This is a genomic window from Streptomyces sp. NPDC021080 (assembly GCF_044333225.1).
Taxonomy (GTDB): Bacteria; Actinomycetota; Actinomycetes; order Streptomycetales; family Streptomycetaceae; genus Streptomyces.
On the sequence record NZ_JBIRQM010000012.1, the window covers coordinates 313,168 to 336,546 of the forward strand.

Annotated in this window: 22 protein-coding genes and 2 pseudogenes; 11 read left to right on the forward strand and 13 right to left on the reverse strand. The window is 70.8% G+C overall.

Annotated elements, in window-relative coordinates; all coding sequences use genetic code 11:
* The first annotated feature begins 307 nt into the window (after window positions 1-307).
* The 6 genes from ACH4S8_RS29050 to ACH4S8_RS29075 all read left to right on the forward strand — a co-directional run bounded on the left by ACH4S8_RS29050 (window position 308) and on the right by ACH4S8_RS29075 (window position 7,464).
* Complete coding sequence (locus ACH4S8_RS29050) at window positions 308-1,360, forward strand: BMP family protein (RefSeq protein ID WP_398399119.1); 1,053 nt, start codon at window positions 308-310, stop codon at window positions 1,358-1,360.
* Window positions 1,361-1,603: 243 nt separating this feature from the next.
* Window positions 1,604-3,298, forward strand: coding sequence for an ABC transporter ATP-binding protein (locus ACH4S8_RS29055; RefSeq protein ID WP_398399198.1), 1,695 nt, complete (start codon window positions 1,604-1,606; stop codon window positions 3,296-3,298).
* Window positions 3,298-4,422 (forward strand): ABC transporter permease, encoded by a 1,125-nt coding sequence (locus tag ACH4S8_RS29060; RefSeq protein ID WP_398399121.1) that lies wholly within the window; start codon window positions 3,298-3,300, stop codon window positions 4,420-4,422. The genes ACH4S8_RS29055 and ACH4S8_RS29060 overlap by 1 nt, the downstream gene beginning before the upstream one ends.
* Window positions 4,419-5,684: an ABC transporter permease gene (locus ACH4S8_RS29065; RefSeq protein ID WP_398399123.1), complete on the forward strand. Its 1,266-nt coding sequence runs from the start codon at window positions 4,419-4,421 to the stop codon at window positions 5,682-5,684. Before ACH4S8_RS29060 ends, ACH4S8_RS29065 begins: the two co-directional genes overlap by 4 nt.
* The gene (locus ACH4S8_RS29070) at window positions 5,681-6,094 is read left to right on the forward strand and encodes a cytidine deaminase (RefSeq protein ID WP_398399125.1); all 414 of its coding nucleotides are present in this window, start codon (window positions 5,681-5,683) and stop codon (window positions 6,092-6,094) included. Before ACH4S8_RS29065 ends, ACH4S8_RS29070 begins: the two co-directional genes overlap by 4 nt.
* An 86-nt stretch (window positions 6,095-6,180) precedes the next feature.
* Window positions 6,181-7,464 carry a thymidine phosphorylase gene (locus ACH4S8_RS29075; protein WP_398399127.1) on the forward strand — a complete coding sequence of 428 codons (1,284 nt, stop codon included), beginning with the start codon at window positions 6,181-6,183 and terminating at the stop codon, window positions 7,462-7,464.
* 100 nt (window positions 7,465-7,564) lie between these two features.
* Here ACH4S8_RS29075 and ACH4S8_RS29080 read toward each other — a convergent pair whose 3' ends face one another.
* A complete protein-coding gene (locus tag ACH4S8_RS29080; protein ID WP_398399129.1) occupies window positions 7,565-8,485 on the reverse strand; it encodes an AEC family transporter in 921 nt (306 codons plus the stop codon).
* A gap of 122 nt (window positions 8,486-8,607) precedes the next feature.
* Between ACH4S8_RS29080 and ACH4S8_RS29085 the strand changes: the two are divergent.
* A pseudogene (locus ACH4S8_RS29085) lies at window positions 8,608-8,847 on the forward strand (hypothetical protein); the annotation flags it as partial.
* 39 nt (window positions 8,848-8,886) lie between these two features.
* On the opposite strand, the gene ACH4S8_RS29090 reads toward ACH4S8_RS29085, so the two are convergent.
* Both ACH4S8_RS29090 and ACH4S8_RS29095 read right to left on the reverse strand, forming a co-directional pair.
* Entirely contained in the window at window positions 8,887-9,954 is a 1,068-nt protein-coding gene (locus ACH4S8_RS29090) for a sigma-70 family RNA polymerase sigma factor (RefSeq protein ID WP_398399131.1), read from the reverse strand.
* A gap of 245 nt (window positions 9,955-10,199) precedes the next feature.
* Entirely contained in the window at window positions 10,200-11,528 is a 1,329-nt protein-coding gene (locus ACH4S8_RS29095; protein ID WP_398399133.1) for an MFS transporter, read from the reverse strand.
* Window positions 11,529-11,590: 62 nt separating this feature from the next.
* Here ACH4S8_RS29095 and ACH4S8_RS29100 point away from each other — a divergent pair, with 62 nt between their 5' ends.
* On the forward strand, window positions 11,591-12,553 hold the full coding sequence (locus ACH4S8_RS29100; protein ID WP_398399135.1) for a LysR family transcriptional regulator: 963 nt from the start codon (window positions 11,591-11,593) through the stop codon (window positions 12,551-12,553).
* Between the two features lie 13 nt (window positions 12,554-12,566).
* Here the strand turns inward: ACH4S8_RS29100 and ACH4S8_RS29105 are convergent, their stop codons facing one another.
* Window positions 12,567-13,328 carry an alpha/beta hydrolase gene (locus ACH4S8_RS29105; RefSeq protein WP_398399137.1) on the reverse strand — a complete coding sequence of 254 codons (762 nt, stop codon included), beginning with the start codon at window positions 13,326-13,328 and terminating at the stop codon, window positions 12,567-12,569.
* Window positions 13,329-13,441: 113 nt separating this feature from the next.
* Here ACH4S8_RS29105 and ACH4S8_RS29110 point away from each other — a divergent pair, with 113 nt between their 5' ends.
* Entirely contained in the window at window positions 13,442-14,596 is a 1,155-nt protein-coding gene (locus ACH4S8_RS29110) for an adenosine deaminase (RefSeq protein ID WP_398399139.1), read from the forward strand.
* A 142-nt stretch (window positions 14,597-14,738) separates the two neighbouring features.
* Entirely contained in the window at window positions 14,739-15,092 is a 354-nt protein-coding gene (locus ACH4S8_RS29115; RefSeq protein ID WP_398399141.1) for an ATP-binding protein, read from the forward strand.
* Between the two features lie 224 nt (window positions 15,093-15,316).
* Here ACH4S8_RS29115 and ACH4S8_RS29120 read toward each other — a convergent pair whose 3' ends face one another.
* From ACH4S8_RS29120 to afsQ1, 5 genes are all read right to left on the reverse strand, one after another.
* The gene (locus tag ACH4S8_RS29120; protein ID WP_103550199.1) at window positions 15,317-15,520 is read right to left on the reverse strand and encodes a PspC domain-containing protein; all 204 of its coding nucleotides are present in this window, start codon (window positions 15,518-15,520) and stop codon (window positions 15,317-15,319) included.
* A 114-nt stretch (window positions 15,521-15,634) separates the two neighbouring features.
* A complete protein-coding gene (locus ACH4S8_RS29125) occupies window positions 15,635-16,186 on the reverse strand; it encodes a VanZ family protein (protein WP_398399144.1) in 552 nt (183 codons plus the stop codon).
* 63 nt (window positions 16,187-16,249) lie between these two features.
* A complete protein-coding gene (locus ACH4S8_RS29130) occupies window positions 16,250-16,900 on the reverse strand; it encodes a hypothetical protein (RefSeq protein WP_398399146.1) in 651 nt (216 codons plus the stop codon).
* Entirely contained in the window at window positions 16,897-18,480 is a 1,584-nt protein-coding gene (locus ACH4S8_RS29135; protein WP_398399148.1) for an ATP-binding protein, read from the reverse strand. Before ACH4S8_RS29135 ends, ACH4S8_RS29130 begins: the two co-directional genes overlap by 4 nt.
* Window positions 18,477-19,154 (reverse strand): two-component system response regulator AfsQ1, encoded by a 678-nt coding sequence (afsQ1, locus tag ACH4S8_RS29140; RefSeq protein ID WP_037625670.1) that lies wholly within the window; start codon window positions 19,152-19,154, stop codon window positions 18,477-18,479. The genes ACH4S8_RS29135 and afsQ1 overlap by 4 nt, the downstream gene beginning before the upstream one ends.
* Window positions 19,155-19,451: 297 nt before the next feature.
* Here afsQ1 and ACH4S8_RS29145 point away from each other — a divergent pair, with 297 nt between their 5' ends.
* A complete protein-coding gene (locus ACH4S8_RS29145; protein WP_398399151.1) occupies window positions 19,452-20,246 on the forward strand; it encodes a SigE family RNA polymerase sigma factor in 795 nt (264 codons plus the stop codon).
* A 268-nt stretch (window positions 20,247-20,514) separates the two neighbouring features.
* On the opposite strand, the pseudogene ACH4S8_RS29150 reads toward ACH4S8_RS29145, so the two are convergent.
* The 4 genes and pseudogenes from ACH4S8_RS29150 to ACH4S8_RS29165 all read right to left on the reverse strand — a co-directional run.
* Window positions 20,515-21,348 (reverse strand): annotated as a pseudogene (locus tag ACH4S8_RS29150) (IS5 family transposase); the annotation flags it as partial.
* Between the two features lie 36 nt (window positions 21,349-21,384).
* Window positions 21,385-21,675 (reverse strand): hypothetical protein, encoded by a 291-nt coding sequence (locus tag ACH4S8_RS29155; RefSeq protein WP_398399153.1) that lies wholly within the window; start codon window positions 21,673-21,675, stop codon window positions 21,385-21,387.
* A 406-nt stretch (window positions 21,676-22,081) separates the two neighbouring features.
* Window positions 22,082-22,798 carry a class I SAM-dependent methyltransferase gene (locus ACH4S8_RS29160; RefSeq protein ID WP_398399155.1) on the reverse strand — a complete coding sequence of 239 codons (717 nt, stop codon included), beginning with the start codon at window positions 22,796-22,798 and terminating at the stop codon, window positions 22,082-22,084.
* 53 nt (window positions 22,799-22,851) lie between these two features.
* Window positions 22,852-23,301 carry a hypothetical protein gene (locus ACH4S8_RS29165; RefSeq protein ID WP_398399157.1) on the reverse strand — a complete coding sequence of 150 codons (450 nt, stop codon included), beginning with the start codon at window positions 23,299-23,301 and terminating at the stop codon, window positions 22,852-22,854.
* Between the last annotated feature and the right edge of the window lie 78 nt (window positions 23,302-23,379).

Sequence of the window (23,379 nt, forward strand, 5' to 3'; positions counted from 1 at the left end):
GCCCCGCCTCCCGGGGGGGCCCCCCCCCCCCCCCCCCCCCGCGGGGGGCCCCCCCCCCCCCCCCGGGGGGGGGGGGGCCCGGGGGGGGCCCCCCCGGTCCCGCTGTCCGTCGTCCGCTCACGAGGTCACCCCGAGCCGTCTCTCCCTTGCGACCGGCGCGTCCCGGGCCCGCGGACGAGTGGCGTCGAGCACAGCCGGATAACAAGGTGGACAGAAGGGGTTTTCTAGTTGGTCTACGCGCGTTAATCTGCGGCGAAGCCAGCGCCGAAGCTGAACCGTCAGGCGCTGAACGACAGGAGCACACGTAATGCGCCGGGTTACCCGCATCGCGCTCGCAGGCACTGCGACCGCCTCTCTCGCCCTCGCTCTGTCCGCCTGTGGCGGCACCTCGACCTCCTCGTCCTCCGCGGACTCCAAGGGCGGTCACAAGGGCCTCGCCCTCGCGTACGACGTCGGTGGCAAGGGCGACCAGTCCTTCAACGACGCCGCGTACGAGGGTCTGAAGAAGGCGAAGGGCGAGTTCAAGTACGACACCGCCGACCTCGAGCCCACCGACGGCGAGACGGACGCGGACAAGACGCAGCGTCTGGTCTCGCTGGCCAAGCAGGGCTACAACCCGGTCATCGGCATCGGTTACTCCTACGGCCCGGCCGTCAAGGCCGCCGCGGCGAAGCTCCCGAACACCACCTTCGGCATCGTCGACGACTCCACCGTCGTGGCGAAGAACGTGGCGGACCTGGTCTTCTCCGAGCAGGAGGCCTCCTACCTGGCCGGCGTCACCGCCGCCAAGGCCACCAAGACCAACACCGTCGGCTTCATCGGCGGCGTGGACGTTCCGCTGATCCACAAGTTCGAGGCGGGCTTCGAGCAGGGCGTCAAGGACACCAAGCCGGGCGTCAAGGTCCTCTCGCAGTACCTCACCCAGACGGCCCAGGAGGGTGGCTTCTCCAGCCCCGACAAGGGCAAGACGGCCGCCGAGGGCCAGATCGAGAAGAAGGCCGACGTCGTCTACGCCGCAGCCGGTCTGTCCGGTCAGGGTGTCATCGAGGCCGCCTCCGCCGCGAAGGTCCTGGCCATCGGTGTCGACTCCGACCAGTACATGCAGGCGGCGCTGGCCAAGTACAAGGACGCGATCCTGACCTCCGCGACCAAGGATGTCTCCAAGGCGGTCTTCAACCTGGCGAAGTCGGTCGAGGACGGCAAGCCCGAGAGCGGTATCGTTCGGGGCGATCTGAAGTCCGGTGAGGTCGGCCTGGCCGACTCCAACCCGGCCTTCAAGAGCAACACCGCGATCCAGGACGCCGTCAAGGCCGCCCAGGAGAAGATCATCAGCGGTGCGATCAAGGTCAAGACCAGCTGACGAGAGTTACCTCAGGAGCAGCCAATGCGGTCCCGGGGAAGTTCGGGCAAGTCCCAGTGCCGTCCGGCACGGGGAGGCGCCTGTTCTGCCCCGGAGTCGCTTGGTGACCGCGGGGTTACGTCCGCTCAACGGGATACGAGGAGTCTTGTTCCTCGTGTCCCGTTCTCGCGGCCCGTGGCCCCTTTCGTTGCCGTAGGGGCGCTACGCGCGTAGACGACCCCCTTTCCCTCAGGAGAGTGCGCCATCAACGCGTCCAGCAGCCCTCCGGCCGGCGCGGTCGACGGTCGGACGACCGCCGTCGAACTCGCCGGGATCACCAAGCGATTCCCTGGCGTCGTGGCCAACCACGACATCCACCTCAGCGTCCGCAAGGGCACCGTGCACGCCCTCGTCGGCGAGAACGGCGCCGGCAAGTCGACGCTGATGAAGATTCTCTACGGCATGCAGAAGCCGGACGAGGGCACCATCGCCGTCGACGGCGAACAGGTCACCTTCTCGTCGCCCGGCGACGCCATCGCCCGCGGTATCGGCATGGTCCACCAGCACTTCATGCTGGCCGACAACCTCACCGTCCTGGAGAACGTCACCCTCGGCAGCGAGAAGCTGTACGGGATCGGCGCCAGGGCCCGCCGCAAGATCGTGGAGATCTCCGACCGCTACGGCCTCGGGGTCCGCCCCGACGTCCTGGTCGAGGAGCTCGGCGTCGCCGAACGGCAGCGCGTGGAGATCCTCAAGGTCCTCTTCCGCGGCGCCCGCATCCTGATCCTCGACGAGCCGACCGCCGTCCTCGTGCCGCAGGAGGTCGACGCGCTCTTCGACAACCTGCGCGAGCTCAAGGCCGAGGGCCTGTCGGTCATCTTCATCTCGCACAAGCTGGGCGAGGTGCTCTCGGTCGCCGACGACATCACGGTCATCCGGCGCGGTACGACGGTCGGCACCGCCGTGCCCTCCGAGACGACCCCGCGTCAGCTCGCCGAGCTGATGGTCGGCAGCGAACTGCCGACGCCGGAGACCTCCGAGTCGACGGTCACCGACCAGGCCGTCATCGAGGTCGACGACCTGGTCGTCTTCGCCAAGGGCTCGGTGTCGATGGGCAAGGGCTCCGCGGCCCTGCTCATGGACGAGGTGGAGCGCGGCGCCGTACGGCTCGTCCTCGACCACGTCTCCTTCACCATCCACGCCGGTGAGGTGATGGGCATCGCGGGTGTCGAGGGCAACGGCCAGACCGAGCTCATCGACGCGCTGATCGGCCTGAAGGCCGCCGACTCCGGTGCCGTCCGCTTCATGGGCGAGGACATCACCGGGATGTCCACGCGCAAGCGCCGCGAGAACGGCATCGGCTACATCCCCGAGGACCGCCACCGCCACGGTCTGCTCCTGGAGGCCCCCCTCTGGGAGAACCGCATCCTCGGCCACGTCACCGAGAAGCCCAACGCCAAGGGCTTCTGGATCGACATCAAGGGCGCCCAGCAGGACACCCGCCGCATCGTCGAGCAGTACGACGTGCGCACCCCCGGCATCGACGTCACCGCGGCCTCCCTGTCCGGCGGCAACCAGCAGAAGCTGATCGTCGGCCGCGAGATGAGCCACAAGCCGAAGTTCCTGATCGCCGCCCACCCCACCCGCGGTGTGGACGTCGGCGCGCAGGCGCAGATCTGGGACCAGATCCGCGAGGCGCGCCGCGAAGGACTCGCCGTCCTGCTGATCTCCGCGGACCTGGACGAGCTCATCGGCCTGTCCGACACGCTCCGGGTGATCTTCAACGGCAAGCTGGTCGCGGACGCGGACCCGGCCACCATCACCCCGGAGGAACTCGGCTCGGCCATGACCGGCGCCGCCTCCGGACACCTGGAGAACGAGGAGCTCGCCGAAGCGGCAGAGCTCGAAGAGCCCGCCGAGAACCCGGCGCCGGACTCCCCGGAAGACGAGGCCCGCTGATGAAGAAGTTCGACAAGGAGCGCCTGCTCCTCGCGGTGGCCGGACCGGTCATCGCGCTCGTCGTCGCCGTGGCGCTGACCTCGATCGTGCTGCTCGCCTCGGGCAAGAGCCCGATCGAGCCGTACACGATCATGTTCCAGCAGGCGACGTACTCCGACATCCAGGTCCTGATCATCAACCAGGCCTCGCTGTACTACATCGCAGCGCTGGCGGTGGCCATCGGCTTCCGGATGAACCTGTTCAACATCGGTGTGGACGGCCAGTACCAGCTCGCCGCCATGATGGCCGCGGTCGTCGGTGCGCACGTCGCGCTGCCGCCCGTGCTCCAGGTCCCGCTGCTGATGCTGACCGCGATCTGCACCGGCGCGTTCTGGGCCGGCATCGCCGGTGTCCTCAAGGTCACCCGCGGGGTCAGCGAGGTCGTCGCGACGATCATGCTGAACGCGATCGCGACCTCCGTCATCGCCTACCTGTGGCTGCCCGACGTCTTCGGCGTCAAGCTCGGCAACAACAACACCACCGGCGAGATGCACAAGTCCGGCTGGATCCCCGGCTTCGACATGGGCGACGCGGGCGAGATCTACGGCCTGGTCATCCTCGCCGTGCTCCTCGGCATCGGCTACTGGATCGTCCTCAACCGCACCCGCTTCGGCTTCGACCTGCGCGCCTCCGGCGCCTCCGAGTCCGCCGCCGCGGCCAGCGGTGTCGACCCCAAGCGCATGGTGCTCACCGCGATGCTGCTCTCCGGCGGCATCGCCGGTCTCGCGGGTCTGCCGATCCTGCTCGGCGACACCCACACGTACAGCCTGAACTTCCCGACCGGCATCGGCTTCCTCGGTATCGGCATCGCCCTGCTCGGCCGCAACAGCCCCGTCGGCATCGCCTTCGCGTCCCTGCTGTGGGCCTGGCTCGACAAGGCCTCGCCCGAGCTCGACTTCCACGGGTACGACAAGGAGATCGCGGTCATCATGCAGGGCCTGATCGTGATCGCGGTCGTGGTCTCGTACGAGGCCGTGCGCGAGTGGGGTCTGCGCCGCCAGCAGAGCCGCGTCGGCGCCGAACTCGCCGCGGGCAACGTCCTCGGCGGCCCCAACAACACCGAGAAGGAGGTGGCTGGCCAGTGACCACCGCAACCGACGTCAACCAGCCCACGCAGCAGCCCGCGGCCGCCGGCGGCCGCCGGATGTCGCTCCCCGTCCTCCTGCTGGTCATCGCGGGCGCCCTGGCGCTGACCTCGATCGTCCGCATCATCACCGGTGCCGACGGCATCACCAACGTCAGCCAGATGTCGACCGCGCTCGAACTGGCCGTCCCGATCGGCCTGGCCGGTCTCGGCGGTCTGTGGTCCGAGCGCTCCGGCGTCGTCAACATCGGCCTCGAGGGCATGATGATCCTCGGCACCTGGTTCGGCGCCTGGGCCGGTTATCAGTGGGGCCCGTGGACCGGTGTCCTGATCGGTGTCATCGGCGGCGCCGTCGGCGGTCTGCTGCACGCGATCATCACGGTCACCTTCAACGTCAACCACATCGTCTCCGGTGTGGCCATCAACATCCTGGCGCTCGGCGTCACCCGCTACCTCTCCCCGATCGCCTTCGTGGGCCACCAGGGCGGCTCGGCCAAGCAGTCCCCGCCGGTCGAGTCCCTCGGCCAGTTCACCGTGCCGGGGCTCTCCGACTGGCTCACCACCCTGAACTCCAAGGGCTGGTTCTTCGTCTCGGACATCGCGGGTCTGCTCGGCGGCCTGGTCACCGACGTCTCCTGGCTGACCCTGATCGCCATCGCGCTGATCCCCGCCACCTGGTGGATCCTGTGGCGCACCTCGTTCGGTCTGCGCCTGCGCTCCTGCGGCGAGAACCCGATCGCGTCCGAGTCCCTCGGCGTGAACGTCTACAAGTACAAGTACATCGCCGTGATCATCTCCGGCGGACTGGCCGGCCTCGGCGGAGTCTTCCTCTCCATCGTCGCCAACCCCTTCTACCTGGAGGGCCAGACCGCCGGCCGCGGCTACATCGGTCTCGCGGCGATGATCTTCGGCAACTGGATGCCCGGCGGCCTCGCGCTCGGCGCCGGACTGTTCGGCTACACCGACAGCCTCAACCTGCGCGGCGGCTCCGAGAACGTCCACGCCCTGCTGCTGCTCGGCGCCATCCTGCTCGCCATCGGCGCGATCTGGCTCGCGGTCAAGAAGAAGTACGTCTCGGCCGTCATCACCCTGGTCATCGGCGTCCTGGTGTTCCTCTGGTACGCCAACACCAACGAGGTGCCCAGCCAGATCGTCTCCGCCACGCCGTACGTCATCACCCTGCTCGTCCTCTCGCTGTCGGCGCAGCGCCTGCGCATGCCGAAGGCGGACGGCCTGCCGTACCGGAAGGGACAGGGCAAGTGACAGCCGCCGGCGCGGAGTGCGCGGACGTCGACTGGGAGGAGTTGCGGGAGGTGGCCCGTACGGCGATGACCCGTGCGTACGCCCCCTACTCGAACTACCCGGTCGGCGCCGCGGCCCGCGTCGACGACGGCCGGATCGTCTCCGGCTGCAACGTCGAGAACGCCTCCTACGGCCTCGGCCTGTGCGCCGAGTGCGGTCTCGTCTCCGAACTGCGCGCCACCGGAGGCGGCCGGCTGACGCACTTCACGTGCGTCGACGGCCAGGGCGAGATCCTCGTCCCGTGCGGACGCTGCCGGCAGCTGCTGTTCGAGTTCGGCGGGGAGGAACTGATCCTGGAGACACCGCGCGGGCTCGTGCTCCTCTCCGAGATGCTCCCGCAGGCCTTCGGGCCGGGCCATCTCACCAAGTGATGCCCCGCTTCACCAAGTAATGCCCCGCGGCCCCTTCGACCGGCTGATCCCGGTCAGGGGCCGCTCATCTTCCGGAAGGAAACGCCATGGCCATGGACGCCGTCTCCGTCATCCGCACCAAGCGGGACCGTGCCGAACTCAGCGACCAGCAGATCGACTGGGTCATCGACGCGTACACCCGCGGCGAGGTCGCCGACTACCAGATGGCCGCCCTCAACATGGCGATCCTGCTCAACGGCATGAACCGCCGTGAGATCGCCCGCTGGACGGCCGCGATGATCGCCTCGGGCGAGCGCATGGAGTTCTCCTCCCTGTCCCGCCCGACCGCCGACAAGCACTCCACCGGCGGTGTCGGTGACAAGATCACCCTCCCGCTGGCCCCGCTCGTCGCCGCCTGCGGTGCCGCCGTGCCCCAGCTGTCCGGGCGCGGCCTCGGCCACACCGGCGGCACCCTGGACAAGCTGGAGTCGATCCCGGGCTGGCGCGCGCTGCTGTCCAACGAGGAGATGCTGCACGTCCTCGACACCACCGGCGCGGTCATCTGCGCGGCCGGCGACGGACTCGCCCCGGCCGACAAGAAGCTCTACGCGCTCCGCGACGTCACCGGCACGGTCGAGGCGATCCCGCTCATCGCCTCCTCCATCATGTCCAAGAAGATCGCCGAGGGCACCGGCTCCCTGGTCCTCGACGTGAAGGTCGGCACCGGCGCCTTCATGAAGACCATCGAGGACGCCCGCGAGCTGGCCTCCACCATGGTGGGCCTCGGTACCGACCACGGCGTGAAGACGGTCGCGCTGCTCACCGACATGTCGACGCCGCTCGGCCTGACCGCGGGCAACGCCCTGGAGGTCCGCGAGTCGGTCGAGGTCCTCGCCGGCGGCGGCCCCGCCGACGTCGTCGAGCTCACGATCGCCCTGGCCCGCGAGATGCTCGACGCGGCCGGCATCAAGGACGCCGACCCGGCGAAGGCGCTCGCCGACGGCTCCGCGATGGACGTGTGGCGCCGCATGATCGCCGCGCAGGGCGGCGACCCGGACGCCGCGCTGCCCGTCGCCCGCGAGCAGCACGTCGTGACCGCGTCGGCCTCCGGCGTGCTGACCCGCCTCGACGCGTACGACATCGGCATCGCCGCCTGGCGCCTGGGCGCCGGACGTGCCCGCAAGGAGGACCCGGTGCAGGCCGGTGCCGGTGTCGAGCTGCACGCCAAGCCGGGCGACACGGTCACCGCGGGCCAGCCCCTGCTGACCCTCCACACCGACACCCCGGACCGCTTCGACTACGCGCTCCAGGCCGTCGAGGGCTCGTACGACATCGCCGCGGCCGGCACGGACTTCAAGCCGACCCCGATCGTGCTGGACCGCATCGCCTGATCCTTCGGGACGCCCAGGACGGTGGACCGGTGCTCACGCGCCGGTCCACCGCCGTTTCCCGGCCCTCGCCGTTCGCCGTTCGCCACTCACCGATCGCCTCTCACCCGAGCACGGCCGCGATCACCACGAGCACCGGCACGGCGAGGATCGTCGAGAGCAGGATCGACTCGCGGGCCAGGGTCTCGCCGACCCGGTAGCGCGAGGCGTACGTGAACAGGTTCTGCGCGGCGGGCAGGGCCGAGGTGACCACGACGTCGAGCAGCTGCGCGCCGCGCAGGCCGAACACGCCCACGGCCAGCGCCCAGGCGGCCAGCGGCTGGCCCAGCGACTTCAGCACGACGGACAGCAGCACCGGGAACCGGTCCGAGCCGCGGCCCGGCAGGCTGCTGCCGCACAGCGAGATCCCGAACGCCAGCAGCACCGCGGGCACCGACATGCCACCGATCAGCCGGAGCGGTTCCATCACCGGGCCCGGCACGGTCAGACCGGCCGCCGACACCGCGACCCCGCTCAGCGAACCGACCGCGATGGGGTTGCGCAGCGGTGTGATCAGCCGCCGCCACGACGGGCCCTTCTCGCCCGCCCCGGACAGGTCGAGGACGGTCAGGGCGACCGGCGTGACCATGATCTGCTGGAACAGCAGCACGGGTGCCACCAGCGAGGCGTCGCCCAGCACGTACACGGCGATCGGGATACCGAGGTTGCCGGAGTTGACGTAACTGGAGCAGAGCGCGCCGATCGTCGTGGGGCCCAGGCCCCAGCGGCGTACGGCCCCCACCGCGACGAACACCCCGGCCGCCGCGGCCGTGCTCATCGCCGTGACCAGCAGCCGACCGGAGAAGACGACCGACAGGTCGGCCTGTGCGAGCGTCGTGAACAGCAGCGCCGGCGACGCCACATGGAAGGCGAGCTTCGTCAGCACCTCCCGCCCGTTGTCCCCGAGACTGCCGCGCCGCCCGATGACGTACCCGGCGCCGATCACGACGGCGATGACCATGAAGCCCGTCAGCACCCCTCGCACGGAGCCCCCTCGGCACGGAGAGGGCCGTCGGGTATCGCGGGCGGAACCGGTTCATGGGGCATGCATCCAACCCAAGGGGCAGGAGCGGGCGCAGGTCAATGTGATCTTCCGGGCCGGCCGCGATGAGTTCGCGGCCGCCGGCCGGTCTACTGACCGTGGACTCTGTGGAACCGGCCGTGCTCGTGCTGCCAGGACTTCTCGCCCCGGGCGAGGTGCCCCGGCTCTGCGAGGCCGTCCGGGCGCTCCTCGGGGCCACCGGCACCGGGGTCGTGGTCTGCGACGTCACCGGCCTCGGGCCGCCCGGCCTCACCGCCGTCGACGCGCTGGCGCGCATGGAACTGGCGGCCCGCCGGGCGGGAGGCCACATACGCCTGCACGGTCCGGACCCGGCACTGCGCGCCCTACTCGATCTCGTCGGCCTCCGCTTCGAGACCTGCGACGGCCGCGGGTCCGCCCTCGCCCCGGGGGCCGGGAGCCTCGGGCCCGTCGAGATGGAGGGGGAGTCCGAAGAGCGGGAACCAGCGGGCCGTGTCCAGGAAGAAGTGGAACCCGGAGATGCGGCCCTTTGAGATCTCCAGCACCTGCACCGACCAGGGGGTGTGGCCGCCCGCTTCCTCGTCCGGCTTGTACTGCGCGAAGCCGGGCAGGCCGTTGACCTCCACCGGGATCAGCCGTGAGCCCGCGCAGGCGGCGCCCAGCGTCGTCATGAAGCCGGTGATGTCGTCCGTGCCGCGCAGCCACAGGTCGAACGGCGGCATCGTCATGACCGCGTCCTCGTGCAGGAGCGCCGTCAGCGCCGTCATGTCGTACCCCTCGAACGCCGCCACGTAGCGCTCCAGGAGCTTCTGCTGCTCCTCGTCGAGCGGGTCCGAGGTCGCGGCGTCCGCACCCGCCCCGTCGTTCTCCGCGAGGGTGGCGCGGGCCCGCTGGAGCGCGCTGTTGACCGAGGCGACCGTGGTGCCGAGCAGCTCGGCGACCTCGCTCGCCCGCCACGCGAGGACCTCGCGCAGGATGAGGACCGCCCGCTGCTTGGGCGGAAGCTGCTGCAGGGCGGCCATGAAGGCCAGCCGCACCGATTCCTTGGCCACCGCGGCCTCCGCAGGGTCATCGGTCGTCGGCAGTACACGGGCGTCCGGCACCGGCTCCAGCCAGGTGTTGTCCGGACGCGGGGTGAGCGCGGCCTGGGCGAGCGGGGAGGGAGCAGTGAGATCCATCGGACGAGCCCTTCGGTTGCCCGCGTTGAGCATGTCCAGGCATACGTTCGTCGCGATCCGGTAGAGCCAGGAGCGCAGCGAGGAGCGGCCCTCGAACTTGTCGTAGCTGCGCCAGGCCCGGACCATCGTGTCCTGCACCGCGTCCTCGGCCTCGAAGGACGAGCCGAGCATGCGGTAGCAGTACCCGGTCAGCTCGGTGCGGTGCTTCTCCAGCCGGACGTCCAGGTCCGCCGTCGTCGCCGTGCCCTCGATCATGCCTACCCACCCCTGTGGCAGCTTCCCGTGTCGCGCGTCATCGCGTCGGCACTTCGGAAGCTATCGCAGCCCACTGACAATGGCCCCCAGAGCGGACGGAACGGCAGGTCGCGGGGGTGTTCCGGGGAGCGGCGAGGGCCCGGTGGGTCGTCCCGGGCCCTCGGCGGCGGATTCCCCGGCGGGCCGTTCCGGGTGCCGGCGGGGGATTCCCGTCGGCACCCGGAACGGTCCCCGGCGGAGGCTTCTCAGCGGGCGGTCGCGGTCGCGGGCACCCGGCGCGCCGCGGTGCGGGCCGCGCGGGAGCCGAACAGGGTGATCGAGACGACTCCCAGCACCGCGAACAGCCCCATGGTCACCGTGCCCGCCCAGCCCCCCGCGTGGAAGGCGACCGCGCCCAGCGTGCTGCCCGCGCTGGAGCCGATGTAGTACGCGGACTGGTAGAGGGCCGAGGCCTGCGCCCGCCCCTGCTTCGCGGTGTGGCTCACCGACGAGGACGCCACCGCGTGGCCCGCGAAGAAGCCCGCGGTGATCAGGACCAGGCCGAGCAGGACCAGCGCCAGGGAGTCGGCGAGGGACAGGAGCAGGCCTGCGGTCGTGGTGGCGCCCGCCAGGTAGAGGGAGCCGCGGCGGCCCAGGCGGCCGGCCAGCCGGCCCGCCGTCGACGCCGACACCGTACCGACCAGATAGACCAGGAAGACCGAACCGACGAGGCCCTGCGGGAGCGAGAAGGGCGCCTCGCCGAGGCGGTAGCCGATGACCGTGTAGACCCCGCCGAACACCGTCATGAACAGCGCGCCGATCGCATACAGCCGGCACAGCAGCGGGTTCGCCAGATGGTCACGGACCGTGCGGGCCAGCACCCGGGGCCGCAGCGAACCCGGAGCGAAGTGCCGCGGCGCGGGGAGCAGCAGCCGGAACGCCACCGCGCAGACCACGGCGACCAGCCCGATCGTGCCGACGGCCACCCGCCAGCCCCATTCCTGCGCCACCCAGCCGGTGACGATCCGGCCGCTCATCCCGCCGACGCTGTTGCCCGCGACGAACAGACCGATCGCGGTGATCAGCGCCTTGGGGCGGACCTCCTCCGCCAGATACGCCGTCGCCGACGCCGGAAGGCCCGCGAGCGCCGCGCCCTGGACCGCCCGCAGGGCCACCAGCGCCCCGATCGACGGCGCGAAGGGGACCAGGAGGCCGACGGTGACCGCCACCACCAGGGACGCCGTCATCACCGTGCGCCGCCCGAAGCGCTCCGACAGGGCGCTCATCGGCAGGACGAACAGGGCGAGCCCGCCCGTCGCGGCCGACACCGTCCAGCTCGCCTCGCCCGCGCTCACCCCGAAGTCCGAGGAGAGCAGCGGGAGCAGGGCCTGGGTGGAGTAGAGGAGCGCGAAGGTCGCGACGCCCGCGAGGAAGAGCGCGAAGCTCATCCGGCGGTAGCCGGGCCCGCCGGGGGCCATGCGGGAGTCGGGGGACGCGGGGACGGAGACGGCGGCCGGAGCGGAGACGGCGGCGGGAGCGGAGGCGGTGGCGGCGGCGCCCGTCGTGACGGGCGCCCCGGTACTGGCGGAAGGCATACTCCGAACGTAGGGACCCGTCCTTCATCCGTCCAATGCATGGAATCGCCATAATCGTTCCCATGGCGCATCAGCAGAGGTCACAGGCTCACCTGTCACCGTTCAGTGACACAGAAGACGGCGCGCACTTCGCGAGACTGCTCGCCCCGCGCCTGGCGTACTTCGCCGGCGTCGCCCGCACCGAGCACGTCACCCGGGCCGCGGAGCAGATGGGGGTCCCGCAGTCGACCCTGTCCCGGGCCATGGTCCGACTCGAACAGGACCTGGGCGTCGACCTGTTCGCCCGCCACGGCCGGACGGTGTCGCTGACCCCGGCCGGCCGCACCTTCCTCTCCTCCGTGGAACGGGCCCTCGCCGAGGTCGAGCGCGCCGCCGAGGAGGTGCGCGCGGACGCCGATCCGGCCACCGGCAAGGTCGCCTTCGGCTTTCTGCACACGATGGGATCGGAGACGGTGCCGGGGCTGATCCGCGCGTTCCGGGCCGATCATCCCGGCGTCCGCTTCAGCCTCGTGCAGAACTACGGGGAGGCCATGCTGGAGCGGCTGCGGTCGGGCGAGCTGGACCTGTGTCTGACCTCGCCCGTGCCGGACGCGCCCGATCTGGTGGGCCGCCGGCTCGACGAGCAGAAGCTCCGCCTGGTCGTGCCCGCCGACCATCCGCTCGCCGCGCGCAGACGCATCCGTCTCGCCGAGGCGGCCGACGAGACCTTCGTGACCCTGGAACCCGGCTACGGGATGCGCCGCATCACCGACGACCTGTGCCAGGAGGCCGGGTTCCGGCCGCGCATCGCCTTCGAGGGGGAGGAGGCGGAGACGCTCCGGGGCCTCGTCGCGGCCGGCCTCGGGGTCGCCCTGCTGCCGCCACCGGCCGTCGCCCGTCCGGGAGTCGCCGAACTCACGGTCACCGCCCCGCGCGCCGTGCGCGAGATCGGCGTCGCCTGGCTGGACGGCCACCCGGACACCCCGCCGGTGGCCGCCTTCAAGAAGTTCCTGCTCTCGCGCCGCGGCCACCTGCTGCCCGACTGAGCCGGTCCGGGGTCTAACGGCGCAGCGACTGCCCGAAGCCCGCCGCGAGCGGCATCCGCAGGCCCAGCGGCGGTGGTGCGGCGAAGGCGTCCTCGACCGGGCGGGAGTAGGCGTGGCCGAACAGCGAGCCCAGTACGAAGTCCTCCGCGAGGGCGAGGACTTCGTGCCGGTGCTGGTGCAGCGCGTGCCCGTCCGAGTGGACCTCGAAGCGGCAGATGCCGCGGTTGGCCTTCTTCGCGCGGGCCGCGAGCCGGAAGGACAACTCCGGGTCGGTACGGGCGTCGTTGGTGCCGTGCACGATCAGCACCCGCCGCCCGGCCAGCTGTTTCACCGGTTCGGGTGGCGCGGCGACATCGTCCTCGGGCAGCCAGGGCGCCAGTGCCAGAACGGAGTTGACGGCCGGGTGCCCACCCGAGCGCAGTGCCGCCCGGCCGCCCATGTCGATGCCGGCCAGACACACGGGCACGTCGCCGTAGCGGCGGACGACCTCGTCCGCCGCCCAGGACGCGTCGGCCGCGAGATGCGCCTCGCTGCCGTTCCAGCCGCGGACCCGGTAGTGCACCACGTGCGTGACCAGGCCTTCCGCGCGTCCCGCGCGGCTCAGTCGACGCCCGAGCGCCCGTACGGAGGCGGTCGCCATCATCGGTGAGGGTCTTCGGTCCGAGGTCTCGTCCCCGCCCGGAAGCAGGAGAACAACTCCGCTGACCGCCGTCGGCTCAGGGCCGAGCGCCCTCCCCAGCCGGGCCGTGCGAACCGGCGTCGCTTGCTGTGCCATGACAGAACAGTGTCAGAAGCAAGGGTGTACACCACCCGTCCGCACGGTCACCGTTACATATCGACGGATGCGTCCAACAGGAGATCTACGCGCGTAGGGGCTACAGTGCCGAAATGACGAGCCAGATCCGGAACACCCCGAGCTCGGAGCAGATCCGCCGGGCGCCCAAAGTCCTGCTGCACGATCACCTCGACGGGGGCCTGCGCCCCGGCACGATCGTCGAACTCGCCCGCGACACCGGCTACTCGAATCTCCCCGAGACCGATCCCGGCAAGCTCGGGCTCTGGTTCCGCGAGGCCGCCGACTCCGGTTCGCTGGAGCGGTATCTGGAGACCTTCGCCCACACCTGCGCCGTCATGCAGACCCGTGAGGCCCTGGTGCGGGTCGCCGCCGAGTGCGCCGAGGACCTCGCCGAGGACGGGGTCGTCTACGCCGAGGTGCGCTACGCGCCCGAGCAGCACCTGGAGGGCGGGCTCAGCCTCGAAGAGGTCGTCGAGGCGGTCAACGAGGGCTTCCGGCAAGGGGAACGGCTGGCCCGGGAGAGCGGCCACCGCATCCGGGTCGGCGCCCTGCTGACCGCGATGCGGCACGCGGCCCGCGCCCTGGAGATCGCCGAACTGGCGAACCGCTACCGCGACTCGGGCGTGGTCGGCTTCGACATCGCGGGCGCCGAGGCCGGCTTCCCGCCCACCCGGCACCTCGACGCGTTCGAGTACCTGAAGCGGGAGAACAACCACTTCACGATCCACGCCGGTGAGGCCTTCGGCCTGCCGTCCATCTGGCAGGCGCTCCAGTGGTGCGGCGCCGACCGGCTCGGGCACGGCGTCCGCATCATCGACGACATCCAGGTCCGCGAGGACGGCACGGTGGAGCTCGGACGGCTCGCGTCGTACGTCCGGGACAAGCGCATCCCGCTGGAGCTGTGCCCCAGTTCCAACCTCCAGACCGGCGCCGCGGACTCGTACGCGGCCCACCCCATCGGTCTGCTGCGGCGGCTGCATTTCCGTGCCACGGTCAATACCGACAACCGTCTGATGTCGGGGACGAGCATGAGCCAGGAATTCGAGCACCTGGTCGAGGCATTCGGTTACTCGCTCGACGACATGCAGTGGTTCTCGGTCAATGCTATGAAGTCAGCATTCATTCCTTTCGATGAACGGCTGGCCATGATCAATGACGTGATCAAGCCCGGATATGCAGAATTGAAGTCCGAATGGCTGTTCCAGCAGACGGCCTCCACCAGTGGTTCTTCGGGAGAGCAGGCCTGATTCGGGCAGACGGAAAGCGGCCGGATCTTCACTTCTCCTCCATGATTCGGCCGCTTTTCGATGTTTGCGGAGGGCGGGATCGCGTGTTTACGGTTCTGGACCGCTCACATACCGTCTCACCCACCCCAAGGACGCATTCACGATGAAGCAGTCTGCCGCCAAGACTCTCGGTGTCGCCGCTCTCGGCGCCGCTTTCGCCGCCGTCGGCGCGGGTGCCGCGAACGCCGCCCCGGCCGTGCCGGACGCCTCCCCGTCGTTCGACACCGCCACCAGGATGCTGCCCGCCGAGAACGTCGCCTCCGCGCTGCCCGGGGCCGGACAGGCGCTCGCCCAGGGCCAGAGCGCCCTCGGCACGGGTGTGGTCGCCGCGAAGCCCGCCGCCGCGGGTCTGCTCGCAGGCGGGCCCGCCACGCCCGCGGCCGGACTGCTCGGGGGGATGCCGCTGCAGGGGATGCCCACGCACGGTCTGCCGGTCAACGGGATTCCGCTGGGCTGACGTTCCGCGTCGCCGTTCTCCGCCGGACGGAGAGTCCCCCGCCTGTCCGGGCCCGGGGCCTTCCGGCCGTACGAGGACCGGCCACGGGTGTTCCGGCCGCGCCGGTTCCGGCTGCACGAACGCCGGTGGGGGGGCCCCCGGCCGGGGGGGGCCCCCCCCCCGGGGGCCCCCCCCACCGGCGTTCGCCATGTGTCCGCCCGGTCGCCGCCGGGTGCCCGACCGGGTCACCAGGCGGTGCGGGAGACCTTGTCCTCGGACGGGAAGAGGATCCACAGCGCTATGTAGAGCAGGAACTGCGGGCCGGGAAGCAGGCAGGACAGGAGGAAGACGACGCGCATCGTCGTCGCCGAGGTGCCGAAGCGCCGTGCCAGCGCAGCACAGACTCCGCCGATCATGCGGCCGTTCGTGGGGCGGGCAAGGGCGGTCATGGTGGCTCCTTCGCGAACCGTCGTCGAGTGCCGGCACGGCCGGCTTCGTCGTTCTCATCGGTGCCTTCACCGATGTCCTCAACGCTACGAGGACGACCGTCGCGAAGCCTCGCTCTAGGGAGCGATCCCGACCCTGGGAATCGTCGGGGTCCGACCCTGAACGTGGTCCTCCCGCAGGACGGCCGCGCGGTGCCGCGTCTCGGCCCTGCGGCGGAACCGGGCCCTGGCGGCGGGCACGATCGCGAGGTGCGCGAGAGCCACGCCGATGGTGTTCAGGATGATCGAGTCGATGTCGACGACCTGGCCCGGCACCCCGGTCTGCAGCAGCTCTATGCCCAGCGACAGCAGGACGCCGGCGGCGGTCGTGCGCAGAAGGGAGCCGATCGGGGAGACGCAGAGCCTGCCCCCCGCCATCGGGAGCAGCACACCCAGCGGGGCGAGCAGACCGAGGCCCGCGGCGATACGACGGGCCGCCGCCTCGGGGCCCAGTGCGAGGTCGGCTCTGATCCCCGCGAAGGGCCGCAGATTGGCGGCGCTCACCCAGGGGACGTCCAGCGGGCGCAGCGTGATCCAGGCGACGAGCGCCAGGTGTGCGACCAGGAGGACACCTCCTGCCACACGGACGCGGGTGACGGCGCTGCCGTCCTCTGAACCATGACGCTGCACGCCCCCCAAGACGCGGGGTCCGGCACGATCGGTTCCGCTGCGATGGGTTTCGGCCCCGTAGCGTTACGAACCCCGGACCGCCGTCGACGTCGGGGCCGTGTCGCCCGGGGCGGCGCGCATCTCCGGGGTGCACTCGTAACTGCGCAGGCCCGAGGGGGCGGGACCGCCCAGGACGACGCTGCCGTCGTCCCGCGCCGCCGCCGAGTCCGCGAAGGTGCAGACGATCTGGGCGAGGGCCGTCCGGGTCAGGTTCTGCGGCGGGGTGCTCAGCCGCAGCGTGTCCTCGGGGTCCCCGTCACGGGGCCCGCCGACCGTCATGCCGCCGCGTACGTCCGTCGTGTACCCGGCCTGCTCCTCGGGCGTCGACGGCGCCTCGGCGAGCTCGTCCAGCAGCGCCTGCGCCACCAGGACCCGGCGCGCCGACTCCGCCGTACCGTCCGCGATGCGCACCGACCGGTCGACCGTCACGAGCTGTTCCGAGCAGAGCAGGAAGACCTGGACCGGCACCCCGTGCGCGGACTGGGTGGTGATGTCGGGGCCGGAGAGGGCGCAGGGCACCCGGGAGGGCGCCGGACCGAAGTCCGTGGGCACCTGGGTGGGGCGGATGCCGCACCCCGTGAGCAGCACGGCGAGCAGCGGAACGGCCAGCCAGGGCAGCGCCTTCCGACGGGAGGAGGCGCCTGCCCGCGGGCCGGCGGGGTGTGCGGTGGTCATCCGGCGGTGCCTTCCGTGCCGTTCCCGGGCGCGGAGCCGTCACGGCCCCGCGGGTCGCCGGCGAGCAGTTCCGAGGCGTCCTGGGGCAGACGCAGCGTGAACACGGCCCCGCCCTCGGGAGAGTTCGCCGCGGTGATCTCGCCGCCGTGGATGTGCGCGTTCTCCAGGGCGATGGACAGGCCCAGGCCGCTGCCCTCGGACCGCGGACGGGACGCGCTGGCCTTGTAGAACCGGTCGAAGACGTGCGGCAGGACGTCCTCGGGGATGCCGGGACCGTGGTCGCGCACCCTGATGACCAGTTCCCCGCCCTCCACCCGCACCGACACCCGCACCGGTGAACCGCCGTGCTTGAGCGCGTTGCCGATCAGGTTCGCCAGGATCACGTCGAGGCGGCGCGGGTCCAGCTGCGCCATCATGCCGCGCTCGGCGTCCAGTTCGACGGCGTCCAGCCAGGCGCGCGCGTCGATGCACGCGGTGATCTGGTCCGCGATGTCCACGTCGTCGAGGATGAGCCGGGCGGTGCCCGCGTCGAAACGGGTCACCTCCATCAGGTTCTCGACGAGATCGCCCAGGCGCCGGGTCTCGCTGACGACCAGCCGTACGGCCGGTTCGATCATCGGGTCGACGCTGCCGGTCTCCGCGTCCAGCTCCTCCTCGAGGATCTCGGTGACGGCGGTGATCGCGGTGAGCGGCGTCCGCAGTTCGTGGGACATGTCGGCGACGAACCGGCGGGACGCCTCGTCCCGCGCGCTCATGTCCGCGACCCGCTTCTCCAGCGCCTCCGCCGTCCGGTTGAACGTCCGTGACAGATCGGCGAGTTCGTCCGTGCCGGAGACCCGCAGCCGGGTGTCCAGCTTGCCCTCGCCGAGCCGGCGGGCCGCGATGCCCAGCCGGTGGACCGGCTTGAGGACGGTGGTCGCGGCCGCCTGGGCGAGCAGCGCCGAGCCGATCAGCGCGAGCCCCGTCGCGATCCCCAGCGACCAGGCCAGGGAGTTGAGGTCCTTGGCCTCCGGCTCCAGCGACTTGAGCATGTAGCCGGTCGTGCTGCCGTCGATCACCCGGGCCCCGCCCACGAGGTACGACTTGTCGTGCTCGGTGATCCGCTGCCAGTACAGGTGGTACGCGGACTTGTTGGTCGAGGACAGCGGCTGCTGCTTGTTCACCGCCTTCCGGAGCGAGGCGGGCACGTCCTCGAGGGTGAACGTGTCCAGCTCGGAATTGCCGGTGATCATCTTGCCGTCGACGTCCTCGGCGGTCAGCAGCACGCTGAAACGCTGGCTGCTGTTCGCCATCTGCCCGGCCGTGCGCTGGAGTTCGTCCTGCGCCGGGTGCACGGGCAGCATGCTCGCGTGGTTGCGCATCTCCTGCTGGAAGTCGCGCAGCACCGCGTCCTGGGTACGCGTCAGCACGGCCTCGCGGTTGAGCCAGTACGCGATGCCCGACGCGGACACCGCGGCGGTGAGAGCGACGAGTCCGAACACCACGACCAGCCGCAGCCGCAGGCTGGTGAAGCGCAGACCGGACAGCAACGCCTTGCGCGCCGCGGCCCAGCCGCGGAGCTTGTCCTGCGGTTTGGTCACTGAGGGTTGTCCAGCCGATAGCCGACGCCGCGCACGGTACGGATCAGGGTCGGCGAGGAGGGCACGTCCTCCACCTTGGCGCGCAGCCGCTGCACACAGGCGTCGACCAGGCGCGAGTCGCCCAGGTAGTCGTGCTCCCACACCAGACGCAGCAACTGCTGCCGGGACAGGGCCTGTCCGGGCCTGCGGCTCAGCTCCAGGAGCAACCGCAGCTCGGTGGGCGTCAGTTGCAGATCCTCACCGTTCTTGGTGACCGTCATCGCGGCACGGTCGATGACCAGCGAGCCGAACGACGCCGAGTCGTTCGCCTCCCGCTCGCCGCGGCGCAGCACGGCACGGATCCGGGCGTCGAGCACCCGGCCCTGCACGGGCTTGACGACGTAGTCGTCGGCGCCGGACTCCAGTCCGACCACGACGTCGATGTCGTCACTGCGCGCGGTCAGCAGAATGATGGGCAGCTGGTCGGTGCGCCGGATGCGCCGGCACACCTCGAATCCGTCGATGCCGGGCAGCATCACATCCAGCACGATCAGATCCGGTCGCTGCTCGCGCAGCAGCTTCAGACCGTCCTCACCGGTGGCAGCGGTGGCCACACGGTGTCCCTGGCGCGTCAAAGAGAGCTCCAGGGCCGTGCGGATGGCGTCGTCGTCCTCGATCAGCAACAGGGAAGGCACGAACGTCATTCTGGCCCATGTCATGCTCGGGTATCGACTGTTGGAGCGCTCCCACTCGTCTCCCGGGCACATCGGAGGCTCCCGTGAGCGGCGGCCGGGGCCCAAGTGGTCATCTGTGTAGTCGTACCGCTCTTCTCTGTGATCGCGCTGTGCCGCGCCTGGGGGCGGGCCCTGTGACAGGTCTGTGACAGTCGACGGACACGGCCATGAAGTGGACCCGGCAAGCTTTTGGGCACAAGGCAAGAACGCACGACGGAACGAACCGAAGATCCGGGACTCCACGACGGGGGGCGCGAGATGAACACGCTGCACAGCACCAGCACTAGCGCAGTTGTCACGCGGCTCCACGACGTCACCCGGGCCGCGGAGAAGTCCGGCAACGTGACCGCTCGGGGGTGCGCTCGCGGTGCCGGGCGTCAGCACACCGCGTACATGACGGTGGTTGACGGTTTCACGGGGGAGAACACCACGGCGCAGGCCGCCGTGGGCACGACGGGGGGGAAGGCTCACGGGGGAGCCGCGTACGGGGAGGGCTCGGGGGAGCGTCGTTCCGGGGCGGGGAGCGTGGAGGCCGAAGAGGCCTTCACCGCCTACGTCCAGGAGCGCCGCGCCTCCCTGTACGCAACCGCCTACCACCTGACCGGTGACCGCTTCGAGGCCGAGGACCTGCTGCAGAGCGCGCTGTTCTCGACGTACCGGGCCTGGGACCGGATCAGTGACAAGGCCGCGGTCGGGGGCTACCTCCGCCGCACCATGACCAATCTGCACATCAGCGCGTGGCGCCGCCGCAAGCTGAACGAGTACCCGACCGAGGAGCTGCCGGAGACGCCCGGCGACACGGACGCGATGCGCGGCACCGAACTGCGCGCGGTCCTGTGGCAGGCGCTGGCCCGGCTGCCCGAACTCCAGCGCACGATGCTGGTCCTCCGCTACTACGAGGGCCGCACCGACCCGGAGATCGCGGAGATCCTCGGCATCAGCGTCGGCACGGTGAAGTCCAGCATCTGGCGCTCGCTCCGCCGGATGCGGGAGGACGAGGTCCTCAGCTTCGGCCGTGACGAGGAGGAGTCCTTCGGGGAGCTTGTCGCCTGAGGGCACGGGGGAGCGGTAACGGAAAGACGGCCGCCGGCTCCGGGGGGAGCCGGTGACGGGGGAGTCGGTTCGGGGGAGCCGACGCCGAACGGGGTCACGGGGAAACAGGTCACGGGGAGCCAACCGTGTCACGGGGGACCACGGGGGAGAACGAAGAAGGTCCAGGCGGTCGGGGGTCCGCCTGGACCTTCTTCGTCGTTTCCGGGAGCCGGCGGGCGCGGCCCCGGCCTGAGTCCTCTAGGCGGTTTCGTTTGGATCGCCTGGCTGACCAGAGGAAGATGCTCGCAACGTGGAGTCCGGCCAGGCAGATGGCTGCTGTCTTCTCGTAGCGGGTGGCGATGCCTCGCCACTGTTTCAAGCGGTTGATGCAGCGTTCGACCGTGTCGCGTTGCATGTAGGTATCGCGGTCGAAGGCGGATGGCCTGCCACCCCGGCTGCCGCGTCGCAGACGGTGGCCGCGTTGATCGGTCGGCACGGGGATGACCGCCCGGATGCCGCGCCGCCTGAGGTGTTCACGGGTGGCCCGCGACGAGTACGCCTTGTCCGCGAGGACTGCCGCCGGCCGGGTCCGGGGCCGTCCACGCCGTCGGGGAACACGCAGCCGCGCCATCACGTCAGCGAAGGCAGGCGTGTCACCGGCCTGTCCGGCGGTGAGATGGAAGGCCAGGGGCCGGCAGTCGCCATCGGCCGCGAGATGGATCTTCGTGGTCAGTCCGCCACGGGACCGGCCGATGGCGTGGTCGTACGGCTCGTCGGCCGGGGCACCTTTTTTGCGGGCTCCGGCCGCATGCTGATGGGCTCGCACGATCGTGGAGTCCACCGAGACGACCCAGTTCAGCTCCTCGTCGGCGTCGGCCTGTGCCACAAGCGCGGTGAACACCCGCTCCCATGTGCCATCGGCGGACCACATCCGCAGCCGGTTGTAGACCCCCCGCCAGTTGCCGTACTTCTCCGGCAGCTGCACCCACTGTGCCCCGGTCTGAAACTTCCAGGCGATGGCGTCGATCACCTCTCGGTGGTCCCGTCACCGGCCACCCCGCTTCGGCGTTCGGTCCGGAAGCAACGGCTCGATCCGCGCCCACCGAGCGTCAGTCAACGGCACACCAGGACAAACGAGCAGACGATCCGAAGGGAGCGACTACACGCAGCCGGTGCCATCGGTTTTCCTGGCAGCTGTCCACCAGGACATCACCCGGGCAGCCATCGCTTCCGGCTCTGACGGAAGAGGGGTGAGGCCGAAGTGGTCTTCCAGCTCATGCCGCAGGAACTCACCGATCTCCGCCTGGTCGGCGCCCCCCCGGAGCCACTGAAGGAGAGGGACGAGCATGCAGCCGTACTCGTCCTGCACCGCGTCAGCGACGCCGATCGGATCCCACTCATTGAGCAGATGCCGCAGGCCGTTGTCGGTGACGTCGGTCCCAGGTCGCATCGCTCCAGGGTGCCATCCCAAAACCGCCGTCATCACTCACCCCCACCTTGATCCAGAAGAAACCGCCTACACCAGCCCCGCTCACCTGTGGCTGGGTAGCACCGTCGAAAACCGCGCGGAATGGGCCAGTCGGCACTGCACCACCACAGGCCCGCTCGCAGAACTCCGCGGGGCTGCTGGACGCACCCGCCTTATCGCCGCCGCCCGGGCTTGCTGCCGGAGAGGACCCAACATGATCGGAGACCGGAATCACGCAGCAGAAGCTGCAGGACTCCCCTCTCACCTTGCGGGGGCGCCGCAGTTTTCGTGGCTGGCCGCGGTTGGGGCGGAGCCCCCTCGCCTCCTGGAGCGGCCTACCGTGCACCAGGTTGTTCAGCTCGGTGATCGCGGTCCCTGCGTGTGGTGCTCACGCTTTCCCGTCGTCGCTTTCCCGGTCGCCGTCGGCGAGGCGCTCGCCCTGGCGAACGGGCGCGTGGGCTCCGCAGGGTCGGAAGCGGGCGAGGTACGCCGGGCTTGGGCCGCGGCGCTCGGTCAGGTGGAGGCCGGCAGCGTCGGCGAGCCGGTGCAGCCGGCCGAAGGGAATCCAGTGCCGGTCGAAGAACTCGCCGATCACCAGCCGCCCGCCTGGTGCCAGCACCCGTGCCGCCTCGCGCAGTACCCGATCCGGCTCGGGGATCTCGCCGAGCGCGGTCACGGTGTATACGGCGTCGAATGTCCCGCCGGCGTAGGGCAGTTCACGTGCGTCCGAGCGGGTGGGCGTGATCGTCGCCAGGCCGTCGCGCTCGGCGCGGCACATCACGTGGTCGAGCATCTCCTGCTGGATGTCGAGCACATCGAGCCGTCCCTCCGGCCCGAGCTGCGGGGCGACGTGTAGCGACTGCAGTCCGGTCCCCGGGCCGATCTCCAGGATCCTCTCCCCCGGCCGCGGTTGCAGTACGGCGTCTATCCGGTCGGCTGTCAGGAACGGCAACGGCATGTCGAGCAGGCCGCGTTGGGCGTACGGATAGGGCGCCGTGTCGCCCAGCCACCAGGCGGCGGCCAACGCGGCGCCGGCGCCGGCGGCGACCGCCCAGCGGGTCCGGGCCGGGATCGGGGTGACGGGGGTGGTGGTGATGCGGTGCATGGTGTTCTCCGGTGGATCGATTCGGTCCGTGGCATGTGGCTGGGGGGTCGGCGTCACGCGTGCCGGCTCAGCGCCCGCAGCGCCAGCCGGCCGCACAGCGCGGCGAGCGGCAGCTCGGCGCCGAGCGCCATGGCGACCGCGGTGGCGAAGTCGCCGCCCGGGGCCGCGGTCGTGGTGTCGAACCAGGCGTCCACCACAAGCAGCGTCGCGGTCGAGGCGGCCGCCAGGGCGTGCCGCCGGTCGCCGCGGGCGGCGAGGAGGCCGGTGGCGATCAGGCCGAGCGCCTCCAGCGCGTCGAGCCCGACCCAGGCGACCGGCCAGTGCGCCGCGGTCGCGGTGGCCGGCAGGCCGGTGGCCAGCACGTACAGCCACGGCAGCAGGGCGAGCCCGCAGGCGACCAGCAGCCACCCGGCCCACCGCATGTCCCGCGCCGGACGCGGCTCCTCCGCCTCTTCGTGGAGCGGGATGACCTCGGCGCGGTCGAAGCCCTCAACACCGGCCAATTCGTCATTGCACAAAACCAGTTGACGCATCGTCTTCCCCCGCTCCTCGCCGACTCTCCCCTTCGCGTACTCCACCCT